This is a genomic window from Candidatus Methylomirabilis limnetica, assembly GCF_003044035.1.
Lineage (GTDB): Bacteria > Methylomirabilota > Methylomirabilia > Methylomirabilales > Methylomirabilaceae > Methylomirabilis > Methylomirabilis limnetica.
On the sequence record NZ_NVQC01000022.1, the window covers coordinates 68,489 to 82,188 of the forward strand.

Consider the following 13,700-nt stretch of genomic DNA (forward strand, 5'->3'; position numbering starts at 1 on the left):
CATCGGAGGCACCGAGGAAATCACCGCGCGAAGCGGACAAACGAGAGATTACCCATATTCTAGACCCTCTTTGGCAAGGGGGGAGACAGGCTATGGGTAATGACCAGACCAAACAGACCGGATAGACCAAACCCAGCCGGTAGATGTTCAAAGGATTTCGCTACAACAGAAGCAAGTCGAGGAGGGTGAAACAGAATAGGGTGATACTGAGGAGACCGTTGGCCGTAAAAAAGGCGGCGTCGAGTCGCTTCAGGCCGTAGCGGATAAGGAGCAGGTGTTCATACACTAAGAGGCCCGAGGCGAGGAGGACACCAGTCAGGTAGAAAGAGCGCAGGCCCGAGAGGAAAATCAGCAGCAGGAGGAGGAGCAGGGTCAGCGCGTGTAAGGTTCGAGAAATGGTCATCCCGCTCGCTATTCCGAACCGAGCGGGGATCGAATAGAGACCGCTGGCCCGATCAAAGTCAATGTCGGCCATAGCGTACAGGATATCAAATCCGGCCACCCAGAAGAGTACGGCGAGGCCGAGCACAACCGGAGCCGCCGCTACCTCGCCAGTCACAGCGATCCATGCGCCGAGAGGCGCCATGGCCAGCGCCAGCCCCAGGATCAGGTGGGAGAGAAAGGTAAAGCGCTTGGTGTAGGAGTACAGGATCAGCGCCGCCATCGCAAAGGGAGCCAACTTGAGACAGAGGGGATTCAGCCGGGCGGCGGCGAATAGGAAAAGCGCGAAGGATCCAAGCATGAGCAGGATCACCTCTCCGCGCCGGACCAGTCCCTGTGGGAGGGCCCGCTCCCGCGTGCGGGGATTTCTGGCATCGATCTCCTGGTCAGCCAGACGGTTCATCGCCATGGCCCCGCTCCTCGCGCCAACCATGGCTAGCATAATCCAGAGAAGTATCGACAGCGCCGGGACCCCTCGAGCGGCCAGTATCGCGCCCATGAAGGCAAACGGGAGCGCGAAGATCGTGTGGGAAAACTTGATCAGATCTAGCAACAGGGCCGTCTTGCGAATGGCCGGCTGCACCAGGTTCACGCCAATTTCCTTCCCACGTGAAGGGTGACAATTCCACCGGTCATGGTGCGGAAGTACACATTGTGGAAACCCACCTCCTCCATCATCCTGGATAGCTCCTGCGGGGCGGGGAAGGCGGACACAGAGGCTGGAAGGTATTTGTACGCCTGGGAGTCTCCAGAAATCAGGCCCCCCAGCCAGGGGAGCCCGCGATGGAAATACACACGGTAGAGCCATCCAAAGAGTGGCCCCTGTGGCGTAGCAAACTCCAGGACGATCCCCACACCCCCTGGGTGCAGCACCCTACAGAGTTCCGCCAGCCCACACTTGCGATCCACCAGGTTGCGAATGCCGAAGGCAACGGTGACCGCATCGAAGGTATCGGCGCCGAACGGCAGGGCCTCAGCGGAGCCGACCTGCAGCCGGATACGGTTTGTCAGCCCCTTGCGGGCCACCTTCTCCGCCGCGATACGAATCATCGGCGGACAAAAGTCTACTCCGATAATCGCCCTGGCTGATGGAAACTGCTCGGCCAGCTCAAGAGCCATGTCGGCAGTCCCGGTGCAGACATCCAGCGCCACCCCGCCCGAAGGGAGCTGGGCTTGAGCCACAGCCTCCCGGCGCCAGTAGCGGTCCCGTGCAAGGCTGAGAAGACGATTGAGGAGATCGTATCGAGGCGCAATACCGCCAAACATCCGGCGAATGACGTCGCCATCTCTTGCCCCTCCATTCGCCTCCATTCAGTTCGGGGAGAGTTCCAACTGCCGCCCTCCATACGATCCTCTGGGAACAGGCGACAGCAGTTTCACCTGGTCGCCCGCACGGAAGGTTCTCGTTCCCTTGATCCCATTCAGATCCGCCACCTCCCACGTCAGTTGCTGATCGCCCAGCACATCCCTGGCCACGGTTGCGGGTGTATCTCCATCTTTGGCAACGTAGATCTTCAGACGCCGATTATCCTGCTTCGCCCCGTAGACCAGACCGTCGAGGTGCGCTTTGTACTCGTTTGCCTTCACCTCGAGGCTGCCGCGACCTTGCCCAATGAGAATGGAGGCCATGGTCTCGGCCTTCACAACGCGGTCGTTGGTCTCCGGGTGGGTCCCCTTAAAACCGTGATAGCCCAACGCCTCCAGTCGCTCCTTCATCTTCATCGCCTTGAGGAAGGCTACCATTTCCCCGGGATCGTATCCAGCGCGGTAGGCCGTGCGGAGTCCTAGCTCGTCAGCTTCCATCTCCGCCTCTCGGCCATACCCCATGAGGACGTGATCGAAGAGAGCTCCCGAAACCCTCGCCCACTCCCCTGTGTTCTGACGACCGCCAGGACTTACGGCCATAAGACCCAGCGACAGGATTTGCGCGCCTAATGCTTTGGTAAGCTGATGAGCCGCATGACGGGAGGTAGCGTGGCCGATCTCGTGGCCAAGGACCCCGGCGAGTTGCGCCTCGCTATTCAGCATCGCCAGCATTCCTCTGGTGATGTAGATGTAGCCGCCGGGCAGGGCCATCGCGTTTACTTCCGGGACATCGACTACCTTGAAGCTATAGTGGAAACTGGTTGGGCCAATCCCATCGAGCAGTCGCTGACCGACCGACTCCACATACGCTTGCAGTTGCTGATCGCGGTAGCGCCCAAACTGCCCGAGGATATCTTGATCCGCCTTCTTGCCGATCTCGTTCTCCTCAGTTTCGGATATGATGGTGAAACCATAGGCGCGTCGAGGGGAAGCGAATCCAAGTAAGGACCCCACGACTAACAGCAGGAAATCACGCCTACCGACCCTGTTACAGCAATCCATCTCTCACAGTCCTCGCACCGAACGCTTATCGAAGCCTCGACTCCACTACCTTAATGTTCTGCCGAGTCTTTTCAGTCAATGGACCCTTTGGCAGGTACTTCAGATACAGCTTATATTCTTTCAGCGCCTTGCGATACAGGACCTTATCGTCATCCCTCAATTTGGCCTTCGTATGGTACGAGAGCGCCAGATGATAGTGTGCCTCGGCGAAGTCGCCCCGAAGCTTGACCGCCTGCTCGTACTCGGCAATCGCCTGGTCGAGATCGGCGAACATTCGCTCATGGTAAGAGACCCCGAGCTCTAAATGCGCCTCTGCTGTTGTCGTTCGATTAGCGGTCGGCTTACCCTCGGCCTCTGGCGATTTACCCTCAAGCGCGAGACTTGATCCCTGGAGGACAAGGACAACCAACACGGTAGCGAGCCCGATGAGGCGCGGCTTCTTCACGCAACGATTAGAGCTGCATGGTCCCAATACGCCCATTTTGCCTCGTAGTGTCAGAACAATTAGGAAACGCGATCGACAGGTAACGATCTATAGCCTCCGTAACACGCCTCACGATGACATCCTGCATCGCGGCACGGTGGCCAAGTCTCTTGAAGGCAGAACACGCGCGATCCTATTTTCAGCGATGCGCCCAGAGGACAACGAACCGATCAAACGGCTGGAGCCGGCGATGGGAATCGAACCCGCGACCTGCTGATTACGAATCAGCTGCTCTACCAACTGAGCTACGCCGGCGCGAGGATGACCATACTATAGCCAAGGGTGTCAGGGCTGTCAAGCTACAGAGACAGGGGGCGATCCGCGCCGCCCTTACGCCGGCGGCCGGTTGCGATTTCGCGGCGGCCACGCATGCGCGTCAGGTCTTCCAGATCGACGCCTTCAAAGGCCAACAGCTTCGCCTTAACGGAAGGGCCACCTCCGGAATACTCCCCGAGGCGGCCATCGCTCCTGACCACCCGGTGGCACGGGATTAGAAGCGGAATCGGGTTCTTGGCCAAGGCTGTCCCGACCGCACGGGCTGCTCGCTCCGCACCAATTTCCTTCGCGACCCATTGGTATGAGCGCACCTGACCAGTGGGGATTGTCCGGATCTTTCGCAAGACCCTCTGCTGGAAAGGTGTGAGGCGGGACAGGTCGATCCGGCCAGAGAAACGCCGCCACCCTGTCAGATGATCCAGTACCTGTTTGGCCATGTCTTCCGGTAGGCGGTGATCCCGTATCGGTCGAACGCCGAACATCCTCTCGCATGCCCGCTCAAAGCCACACCCATCCGACCCGAGGGCAACACAGCAAACAGCCTTGCCACGATAGGCTACATGGACCCATCCAAGCGGCGTTGAAACCGATGCGTAACGCATAAGGCGAGAAGTGCGACACATGAGGTTCATGGTGTAGACGACGGCGCGCTATGCTCTTTACCCTAAACCCTATACCCTGGTTTGCAGGTACCGTTGCAGCTTTTCAACAAAGGGGGCACTCAACCGCGCCAGTTCTACCTGCCTGAAGAGCAGGGCTAAGCTTTCGGATGACAGCCGGACCCACCCGTCCACCGTACTATCCAGGCTGGCCCTCGGTTGTCATTGGCTCGCCCAGATCCAGAGAGAGCTGACCGTATTCGATAACACGTATCTTTGCCCCTTCATGCTCGGCCGACGTCACGATCGCCTCTCGGAGCGCGTCGCGAGAAATAGATTGCAGGTCAATCCCCCCGCCATCTACCGCGGTCTGGGCCTCCATTGATCGCCCATTGCCGTAGGCCTTGATTGATTGGACATGAGTTGAATCGGGGTGGTCACTCCAAAGCGGACAGACGTTCTTGTAGGCGCACCAATGGCAAAGATTGGTTTTGATCGGCTTGAACTCGGTATCGGCCTCGATGTGATCGATTAGGGCAATCGTCGAACTTTTCAGCCTCTCGATCGCTGTCGGCGTTCGCCTTGAACGGCGTTCCCTTCCAAAAGCCAGGTAGTGCCAGACCAGCTCGATCTCTTTGGCGTCAGGCCACATTCCTTCTATCGCGATCTGATAGAGGGCTAGCTGTCGATCAACATCGATCTTTTCCTGGCTCGGCATACGACCGGACGTCTTGTAGTCATGGATCTCGTAGCATCCTGACCCGATCCTCACCAGACGGTCAATGTATCCTTGAATGTTGTAGCAGCTATTGGGGTCAAGCGAGGTGGCCACCTGATATTCCAATCCCACTACCTGTCCGTAGTTGAACGGCTTATGAGCCTGATAGTAGTTACCCAGACAACGCTCGCCAAACTGCTTGTAAGAGTCGACCGAAAAGTCCTGCTTTACGATCTTCACCTGATCGTGCCAGTGCTGCCCCCACTGCTCGCGATAGTCGTTCAGTAGATCAGGCAGGCTCGGATCTTCACCGGGCTGTAGGTCTCGATAGAGCGTATGCAGCACATCATGTACACGTGATCCGAGGAATGCCTCGATCGACTCCTCCTTACTGGTGATCTTATCGATGTAGCGGAACTTGTACTTAAGGGGGCAGGACTCGTAAGTGGAGAGCCGGGATGCTGAGTAGATCTGCTTAGACATATCCCACGGTGCGAAGGAACTCGGCGAGAGAGCGAGACTGAACACAGGGGTTCTGCTTCCTCTCCTCGCCGATGCTGCTGGAGGTGCGGCCAGCGGCGTAGTTATGACCGGGCAGGAGTACGGTCTTATCGTCCAGCTTCATCAATCTATTGGTCAGCGAATCGTACATCTGATCGGGACTGCTACCAGGGAGATCCACTCGACCGCACGAGCCGATGAACAGTGTGTCGCCTGAGAACAGCCGATTTTGAACCAGAAAGCATTGTGACCCGGGCGTGTGGCCGGGGGTATGGATCATCGTCATGGTGAGGTCGCCGAGGTTCAGGGTGTCGCCATGATCGACCCGCATGATGTTCGATCCAGCGAGGGGGGTCAGATGGCCTGCTTCAGCTCTATGAACTACCACCTTGGCGTCTACCCGCTCGAGCAACTCCGCGATTCCCTGAATCTGAAGACCATACAGCTTACCACCCACATGATCGGGATGGGTATGGGTGGCGAGGATGTGGGTGATTCTCATCTCATCGGCCCGGGCAAGTTCCACGATCCTATCGATCTCCCAGGCCGGATCGACCACAGCGACATCCTTCGTCTTGGTCGAGCCGATAAGATAGACGTAGTTGGCCATCTGGCCTACTTCAATCTGTTTCAGGTAGAGCGTCTGTAGCGTCATTGCGTCCATTGCGTCGTTGCGTCTGTAGCGTCGTTGCGTCTGTAGCGTCGTTGCGTCTGTAGCGTCGTTGCGTCTGTAGCGTCGTTGGCCATCGCGTAGACGCAATAAACGCTGCACGCTATGGACGCTGCACGCAATAGACGCTATAGACGCATTACCGAATCGATTGACCTCCATCCACCACTACGACTTGCCCGGTAATGAAATCCGAGCCCTCTACAAGGAAGAGGACGGTCTTGGCAATATCGATCGGGTCGCCGATCCGCTTGAGCAGCGTCCCCTTGACGATCGACTCTCGCTCCTTCTCGCCATAATCCTCCGACAGCAGCACGGTTCCCGGTACCACGGCATTCACCTGAACCTCCGGCGCCAGCGCCTTCGCCAGCCCTTGGGTCATAGTGATCAACATCCCTTTGGAGACAGAATAGGGTAGGAAGTCGGCCCACGGTTTGATCCCCGCGACATCGGCGATATTGATGATCTTCCCGGCTCCCTGCTGCCGCATCAGCAGGCCAAGTCGTCTGGCCAGCAGGAACGGTCCCGTAAGGTTGACTCGCAGGAACTGTTCCCAGTCCTGTACAGTGAGGCTTTCAAGGGGCGTCATGCGGAAGATCGCAGCGCTGTTAACCAGGACGTCAACCTTTCCACATGCCTGGACTGCGTTGTCGGCGAGCGCCTCGACCTGATCAGGCTCCGCCAGATCAGCCTGGATGGCGAACGCTCGCCGGCCGATACGCTCCACCGCCTCCACCGTCTCGTGGGCCTCGGAGGCGCTGCTCTTGTAGTGGATCACCACGTCCGCGCCACGGCCGGCCATCGCCAAGGCGATTCCTCGGCCCACACGCCTGGCCGCCCCTGTTACCAACGCCGTTCGTCCGCAGAGATCCATATCCCCCACTCAATGCCCAACAGCCCCGCCCCGCAACGCCTTCACGCATGGCTCGACAGACTTGCAGGGTGACATATCCGATGCGAGAGCATGATACTGCGTGGACTATCCACTGCCAAGGACTATCTCCCACTTCTCCGAAATACCCAGTGGGCTCCGCAGCCCTTGACTCATAACTTACCGGCCCCAATCGCCCGTCGGCGATGAAATACATAGGGCCCCCCGGATCATTCCGGGAGGCCCTATCGTCATGAGAGGCCGCTCGCTACCGTGTCTTACACCGCCTTTGGTATGGCTATCCCGCACTTCTCGCAGACTTTCATCATGCGACCGCGAGGGTTAAAGACCATGCTCCAGATCAGATCTCCGCCACACACGCACTGACCGGCCGTCTTCCGGGCTTGGGTCTTCGTGCGGCTGGCAAGTTTTGCTCCTTGTTTCTCCGCCATGTCTTCTCCTCCTCCCCCTTTACGCTGTAAGTAACGATGCTTCCCTTCGCCGGACCCATACGCACACACCGTCAGCGCAGCACGATGCCAGGAGTCCTGCAGACGCGCATGCGTACTATATCATAACAGCACCAAACTGACTACATTGGCGGCACCGAAGATTAATAGTAGAGTTGGTGCTCATTCCAATGGCGGGAGTCGGAATAGGCAACGGGCAGCCTCGCTGATGCGGCGCCCTATAGTGATATTGGTACACGCACTATTTATTGAAATCCTTTCTTGGTCTTCCCCTCTGCTACACGTGTATTACTCGTCCAGTTTCCTGCGCACCTCCCAGATGAACCCGTCTCTTTGCAGTGGCCGCTCTGTCATCGTGCGCCTTCGAATCGCTGTCATTCCGAAAGATCGCCTGGCGATCATTCCCTCGTTGCCGCACTTGATACGGGTGGCCGGATGCAACGGTTCGGGTAATCCGTAGCCGGCACCTGTCATGACCGTACACACCACTAATTCTTACGATAATAGTGTCTGTCCCTATTTTCCCTGCGCCAGATGGCCCGGAAGAAACGCCTCGATCTTACGATCATCGTGGATCTGATCCACGTCACCGAATACCTCTGGGCCGCCGGACGGGCCTTTCACCGTGGAGGCAGCCCGGAACTCGAAAGGGGGGTTCTGTTTTTTGTAGGGCGCGAACTACAGTGAAACGACTTGGTAGATCGCGCCACCGAGGTCGACTACGTAGAGGTTGCCCGCTTCGTCTTCGCCGAAACTGGAGACGGTGTAAGGCGTGTCGATCAGTTGCGTTGTGACCCAGGTTCCGCTCACGTTTTGCATCGAAAACATGCGCCCGGTACAGTAATCGCTGTAGAAGTAGACACCGACCATGCTGGGATACGAAGCGCCGCGATACACGTATCCGCCCGTGATGGCGCAACCGAAGGAGTAACTCGATCCGTGGTTGTACTCGGCCACAGGCGGAACGTACGCGGCGGGCGGTGTACAGCCCGAGGAGGGGTGTAACAATGGCTGGCTTCGAGAACGTGCCAGCCGTAATTCGCACCGCCTGCGAAGCCCGCCGGTTGGAAGTCCACTTCCTCCCAGGCCTCCTGGCCAACATCGCCGATGTACATGTCACCGGTGAGACGGTCGAACGAATAGCGCCAGGGATTGCGTACTCCGGAGGCCCAGATCTCGTCCCGGCCCGCCACGCCGACGAATGGATTGCTGGTCGGGAGTCGTGTACGTGGTGGGAGTGTCCGTCTCCGCGTCGATGCGCAGGATCTTGCCGAGCAGGATATTCAGATTCTGCGCGTTGTTGGGACCATCGCCTCCCCCCCGCCGCCGTCGCCGGAGCCAAAATATAGATGGCCATCCGGACTGAAAGCCAGCATCCCGCCGTTATGGTTGGTGTTGTCGCTGTGCGGAATGCTCAACACGATCTGCTCGCTGGTGGCGTCCGCCACATCGGGATTGCCGGTGAGACCAAAGCGCGAGATGGTCAACGCACCGGCGGAATCTGTGTAGAACACGTAGAAGTGATGCACTCTGGCATAGTTCGGCGGGAAGGCCAGGCTCAACAGGCCTCGTTCGCCTCCGCTATTGACTCGCCCGGTCATATTCAAGAACGGTGTCCCGTTCAGTGCGTTGTTCTTGTAGATGAGGATCGTCCCGCCTTGCTCTACGATGAACATGCGATTGCTTCCGTCACCCGCGTTCGTGACAAGGATCGGTAAACTGAACCCGCTGACCACCGGGGTCAATGAGATCGTCGGCCAGGTGACCGGGGGGATATTCACCTTCCCCCGCTTGATCTTGATCCGCATGTCCTTCTGAGCACTGGAGCCGCCGCTTGAGGCCACCCTCACCTGGAAGTTGAAGGTGCCGGCAGCCGTCGGTGTCCCCGAGATCTGTCCTGTTGCGGGATCGAGGGTGAGGCCGGGTGGGAGTGCCCCGCCGATGAGGCTGAAGGTAAGGGGCGCGATCCCCCCCGTGGTCTGCAGCGTGGCTGAGTACGGGGTCTCGACCTTGCCCTTACCCGGCTTGGTCTTGAACTTGACACCCTTGACGATCTGTAGAGAGAGATTCTTCGTCGCTAAGGCATATGTCGCATCCGTCACCTGGACGGTAAAGCTCGTGGTCTTGGCCTTGGTCGGGATCCCGCTGAGGGTGCCGTCCGAAGTAAGCGTGAGGCCCTGAGGCAGCTTATTCTTCCTGCTCCCGCCCAGGCTCCAGGTGTAAGGGGACGTTCCGTCTTCGGCCTGCAGCGCATACCCATAGGCGGCTCCCTGCTCTCCTGCGGGCAGGGAGGTAGTCGAGAGGATGAGAGGTCTAGTGAAGGTGGCCGCGCAGGTCTTGACCGCATCCAGAGTGACGGTCCCATCGGCCGCGCAGTCCCCACCCCAGCCGACGAAGGTGCTGCCAACGGTCGGCGTGGCAGTGAGGGTGACCGGCGTGCCGCTGGTAAAGCTCGCCGCGCAGGTGGAACCGCAGTTGATCCCCGACGGACTGCTGGTGACGGTACCGGCGCCGATGCCCGCTTTGGGCACGGTGATGGTGTACGTGATTAGATTGAGGATGGTTGAGCAGGTCGCAGATGCTCCCCCATTTGATCCGATGCAACTCCACGACCAAGGGCCGCTCCCGCTGATCGAGGTCGGCGTCCCGGCACTACACAGGTTTGTGTTTGGCGCGGTTGGGAAGGTTCCACCGTCTGCTGCCCCACAGACCCCATCTGTGAGCGGGGTGGTCCCTAGCCATTGAGACAGTGCTGCGTTGTAAGCTACAGCGAAACTGCCATAGAAAGCTGTGGCAGTAGGCGTTACGCAGGAAAAGGTTCCACCTGTTAACTGGCCGACCAGGTAGTGGTCGCTTCCGGATACGGCCCAAAGACCGGAACCGCTGCTGCCGCCCTCGATAGTGCCCTGGCTCCAGACAACCTGAAGATGGTCGACGCTGCCAGAGGTCGCTGGGATGCAGGCAAAGTAATCAGTGGAGGGCACGTCGTGGCAACTGTCGTAATCAGTGATGGTTCCAAAACTGATCTTTTGCAAATCGCCCTTCGGATTATGGAGGCCAACGATCGAGGTAGAGATCACCGGCAAATCTGTCGACCACCCTGACTTCCACGTCCCACCTGGGGCTGGGCTGTTCAGTCGCAAGAAGCTCGTATCGGTATTCGAACTGGCATAGAGCAGGGTGGCCCCGCTGGTCAAGGTCCGGGTGCCGGGACTCAACGTAGCGCTTCCGCAGCTTGAGGCACGATAAAACCAATAGGTTTGCAGGGTCGAGGCCACGGTTTGCGTCGAAAGACAATGGTCGGCGGTCAGAAAATAGGGAATATCCGTGGAAGGATCGCTGTCACTCATCATGGTGCCCGTACACAACCAAGAACTACCGTCTTTCGTGTATATCATTCTGGCTGTCGCCAGGGATTCGAGCTCCCATGTCGATGTGTAGCACATAGCATCGAGATTGCACGACCCGACAGCGCCAATTTGTTTTTGCAAGGCGCGGGTCTCCAGGGGCAATGAAAATAAATGGGAAACGCGCGGTATGGAAAACATCGCCTTATCTGGAGCTACTCCGGCAGGCAGTTCGATTTCCACCGTCATTTCCTGGCCGTCGATGACTGGCGACCAGTAAGTACGGGCTTCATCGCTTGTGTCGCCAGCGGCATGATTGCGGGCGAGGGTTTCCATGATCTCCTGGCCCGACACCTCGAACACCTGCTCCGCCCCCTGGGCATAAAACCGCAGTAGAGCCGTCATAGGCATCTGGTCAACCAACAAGCCCAGACGCATACCGAGGGCGTCAGGAGAAGTAAGGCTGACTGCGGCAATCTGCCCGCCGGGAATGGACGTCCATGACAGTAGAGCCGAGGCGTGCGTCGCCTGACGCAGCATCGGCACCTCGCGGCTAAAGCCAATCTGGAGCGGCACCCCAGGTTTAGATAGCTGACCTGTCGCCTCCATCTTCAAGCGCGCAGCCTCGACCCGGTCGAGCACGACCCGCGCTGGCAGTTGAGATGGTGGCAGCCGCCGTTGCGGCAGCGCGTGCTCGGGACGGGCAGGTGTACCCTTGCCCTTGACGTATCCCCCAGGGTGGCCGTCACCCCCGACATCCTGGCCAGCGGCGGCCCCAGACGCCAGCGCGATCATCACGACCACGCCGCTGACCAACCACCGCACACCTGCCCAACTGCTTTGTCGGCTGCTCAATGGAGGTACCTTGTCGCCTTCGTCGTCATCTTGGGGCGACCTCCTGCGCGCTTACGCGCCGATCGGCCATGCGTGACGCCCCCTTTTTCATGGTCCAGCTCACGACAACTACAGGACCCACGCTCCGCTGTACAGTCTCCCACCGTGTGCGGGGTGTCGTCAACTCCCCTTGGGTGATAGTACGCCGTCGGGCGCTCCTCGACCCGTCGCCACTGTCCATACGCGGTCCATATATGCTTCAGTGGTGGTTCATGCATGGTTTGGTAGCGATTCTTTTGAGGACACACTCTTTTGCATGAGAAGGGTGGGAAATGGAGATTGTATGCCCTGGCACCGCTCCGTTTGGCCCCTGCCCTGCCCGGTCTATGTGCTGCCGTCTGCATGATGCCCGTCCCGCGCATCGGAATAAGCGAGAATGTTTATCGCCATCGCTCGTATAGTCTGATATCAGTTTAGATGCTAGTAGATGGTAGCAACGGAGCGCATTGTATCATACTCCATCGCTATGGTATACTTCGCTTAATTCTGCGTAAATCCTGAGGAGGTGGCTCTTGGCGCGGGTTTGCTGGGCCTCGCTGGGGGGACTGCAAGCTCAGTGGGTATGCCCCGAAAGCCGACGTTTTTGCATTCCACCAGAATCAGATGGACCCCTACACGCTGCTGCTGGAAGGTAGAGGTCACAAGACCAAACGCGTTGCGTGTTTTATCTACTATCATCCGATCGAGGTGAAAGCGCACAGCCTCATTCAGTTCCAGGTCGACGTCCAGGAAGTTCCGACTGACCCGGCGGCAGCCGAAGCGCTAGTGAAAGACGCCGTGGCGATCCTTCACGGCCCTGCCCCGGTTAGCTCATCCTCATGTGGGTTCTACCGATGGAACAGCGCAGTTCTGGCGTGGGAAGCGACCCCACGACTCAACCAGTAAGTCGCAGTGGGCGCGATGTACCGGCAATTTGAAATGCTCTGGCATGTAACTTATGCAGCGCCAGCACGCGAAAAGTCGGAGTGTCCTCGGTGTCGCTGCACTAGGAATTGGCTAGGCCGTATTTTGATTTTTCATGTCCGATCATGCAAAAAGCCACGAACTATTTAGCAGGGCATCGGGGCCGGCTGCGGGCTCGCTACCGGCTCAATGGCGAGGAGGCGCTCGAAGATTACGAGCTGCTGGAGCTCCTCCTGACTTATGCTATTCCCAGGCACGACACCAAGCTGCTCGCCAAGAAGCTCCTGGAACGATTCGGGACGCTGGCCCGTGTCTTCGAGGCTGAGCCAGCAGCCCTGGAAGCAATAGACGGGATCGGGCCCCAGGCGGCCACGCTGATTTCGCTGATTCGACCCCTCGCGGTGCGTTTTGTCACACAGGCCCCAAAGGCGAAAACGGTGCTCAGGTCCACCGCGGAGGCCGCCGCCTATTTTCAGGCCAAGCTGAAGGGGTTATCTGAAGAAGAGGTCCATGTCGCGTTCGTGAATTCGAAAAACGCGGTGATGACCACCGAGTGCCTGCAGCGCGGGACCGTGGACCAATCGGTTGTGTACGTCAGGAAGGTAATCGAGCGTACCCTGGCGCATAAGGCCAGCGGCTTCCTTCTGGTCCATAATCATCCCAGCGGTGACCCCACGCCATCTAGCGATGACAGAGATCTGACCCAGGCGTTGAAGACAGCCGCGGCGACCGTTGGTGTGCGCTTCCTCGACCACCTGGTCATCGGCGAGACCGATCCCTTTAGTTTCAAGGCCAACGGGCTGCTGTAGCGGATGGATACGGAAAAATAGAGCTGAACACGCAGAGAATGGAGGGGACGATGGCAAGGCTGTTAATTACAGCGACCTACGGTTACGACAACTCCACACGGGCGGCGATGCCGTTTTTTGTGGCGAAGGGGGCGAAGGAATCGGGGATCGATGTCGGCATCGTCCTTGCGCTTGATGCCACCGTCCTGGTCAAACCGGAATTACGGCAGTACGTGAAGCCCCACGGGCTACCTCCACTCGACGAGCTTTTCCAGTTCGCCGTGGACCATCAGATCCCAATCTACGTCTGAGGGGGGTGAGCCCAGGCTCGAGGGGTCTTGGACGAAGACCTCAAGCGTATGTCAGTCATC

At 58.5% G+C, this 13,700-nt stretch carries 14 protein-coding genes, 1 tRNA gene and 1 pseudogene; 4 read left to right on the forward strand and 12 right to left on the reverse strand.

From position 1 onward, the window contains the following. Nucleotides 1-160: 160 nt before the first annotated feature. The 10 genes from CLG94_RS07565 to CLG94_RS13275 all read right to left on the reverse strand — a co-directional run bounded on the left by CLG94_RS07565 (nucleotide 161) and on the right by CLG94_RS13275 (nucleotide 7,379). A complete protein-coding gene (locus tag CLG94_RS07565) occupies nucleotides 161-1,033 on the reverse strand; it encodes a UbiA-like polyprenyltransferase (protein WP_107562280.1) in 873 nt (290 codons plus the stop codon). Further along, nucleotides 1,030-1,752 (reverse strand): bifunctional demethylmenaquinone methyltransferase/2-methoxy-6-polyprenyl-1,4-benzoquinol methylase UbiE, encoded by a 723-nt coding sequence (gene ubiE, locus CLG94_RS07570; RefSeq protein ID WP_107562282.1) that lies wholly within the window; start codon nucleotides 1,750-1,752, stop codon nucleotides 1,030-1,032. Before ubiE ends, CLG94_RS07565 begins: the two co-directional genes overlap by 4 nt. Beyond that, nucleotides 1,753-2,808, reverse strand: coding sequence for a M48 family metallopeptidase (locus CLG94_RS07575; RefSeq protein ID WP_107562284.1), 1,056 nt, complete (start codon nucleotides 2,806-2,808; stop codon nucleotides 1,753-1,755). It lies immediately after the preceding gene. Between the two features lie 25 nt (nucleotides 2,809-2,833). Next, nucleotides 2,834-3,289, reverse strand: coding sequence for a tetratricopeptide repeat protein (locus tag CLG94_RS07580; protein ID WP_107562286.1), 456 nt, complete (start codon nucleotides 3,287-3,289; stop codon nucleotides 2,834-2,836). A gap of 182 nt (nucleotides 3,290-3,471) precedes the next feature. Beyond that, nucleotides 3,472-3,547: transfer RNA gene (locus CLG94_RS07585), tRNA-Thr, on the reverse strand. Between the two features lie 44 nt (nucleotides 3,548-3,591). Further along, on the reverse strand, nucleotides 3,592-4,050 hold the full coding sequence (locus CLG94_RS07590) for a methylated-DNA--[protein]-cysteine S-methyltransferase (RefSeq protein WP_239993169.1): 459 nt from the start codon (nucleotides 4,048-4,050) through the stop codon (nucleotides 3,592-3,594). Between the two features lie 316 nt (nucleotides 4,051-4,366). After that, on the reverse strand, nucleotides 4,367-5,368 hold the full coding sequence (locus CLG94_RS07595; RefSeq protein WP_107562289.1) for a RecB family exonuclease: 1,002 nt from the start codon (nucleotides 5,366-5,368) through the stop codon (nucleotides 4,367-4,369). Then, entirely contained in the window at nucleotides 5,361-6,158 is a 798-nt protein-coding gene (locus CLG94_RS07600; protein WP_161954080.1) for an MBL fold metallo-hydrolase, read from the reverse strand. Before CLG94_RS07600 ends, CLG94_RS07595 begins: the two co-directional genes overlap by 8 nt. A 37-nt stretch (nucleotides 6,159-6,195) precedes the next feature. Next, on the reverse strand, nucleotides 6,196-6,930 hold the full coding sequence (locus CLG94_RS07605) for an SDR family NAD(P)-dependent oxidoreductase (protein WP_107562293.1): 735 nt from the start codon (nucleotides 6,928-6,930) through the stop codon (nucleotides 6,196-6,198). Between the two features lie 275 nt (nucleotides 6,931-7,205). Continuing rightward, a complete protein-coding gene (locus CLG94_RS13275) occupies nucleotides 7,206-7,379 on the reverse strand; it encodes a hypothetical protein (protein ID WP_161954081.1) in 174 nt (57 codons plus the stop codon). Nucleotides 7,380-7,931: 552 nt separating this feature from the next. Here CLG94_RS13275 and CLG94_RS13280 point away from each other — a divergent pair. Next, on the forward strand, nucleotides 7,932-8,084 hold the full coding sequence (locus CLG94_RS13280) for a hypothetical protein (protein WP_161954082.1): 153 nt from the start codon (nucleotides 7,932-7,934) through the stop codon (nucleotides 8,082-8,084). On the opposite strand, the gene CLG94_RS13780 is transcribed toward CLG94_RS13280, so the two are convergent. Then, the gene (locus tag CLG94_RS13780; protein WP_275666221.1) at nucleotides 8,076-8,207 is read right to left on the reverse strand and encodes a hypothetical protein; all 132 of its coding nucleotides are present in this window, start codon (nucleotides 8,205-8,207) and stop codon (nucleotides 8,076-8,078) included. The two genes, CLG94_RS13280 and CLG94_RS13780, sit on opposite strands and share 9 nt — an antisense overlap. Beyond that, a pseudogene (locus CLG94_RS13605) lies at nucleotides 8,204-11,539 on the reverse strand (PQQ-dependent sugar dehydrogenase). Before CLG94_RS13605 ends, CLG94_RS13780 begins: the two are co-directional and overlap by 4 nt. A 702-nt stretch (nucleotides 11,540-12,241) precedes the next feature. Between CLG94_RS13605 and CLG94_RS07625 the strand changes: the two are divergent. The 3 genes from CLG94_RS07625 (at nucleotide 12,242) to CLG94_RS07635 (ending at nucleotide 13,640) form a co-directional block, all read left to right on the forward strand. Further along, the gene (locus CLG94_RS07625) at nucleotides 12,242-12,523 is read left to right on the forward strand and encodes a hypothetical protein (protein ID WP_107562297.1); all 282 of its coding nucleotides are present in this window, start codon (nucleotides 12,242-12,244) and stop codon (nucleotides 12,521-12,523) included. Between the two features lie 143 nt (nucleotides 12,524-12,666). Then, nucleotides 12,667-13,350, forward strand: coding sequence for a RadC family protein (gene radC / locus CLG94_RS07630; protein ID WP_133174666.1), 684 nt, complete (start codon nucleotides 12,667-12,669; stop codon nucleotides 13,348-13,350). Nucleotides 13,351-13,400: 50 nt separating this feature from the next. Further along, nucleotides 13,401-13,640, forward strand: coding sequence for a DsrE family protein (locus CLG94_RS07635; RefSeq protein ID WP_133174667.1), 240 nt, complete (start codon nucleotides 13,401-13,403; stop codon nucleotides 13,638-13,640). The last annotated feature ends 60 nt before the right edge of the window (nucleotides 13,641-13,700 follow it).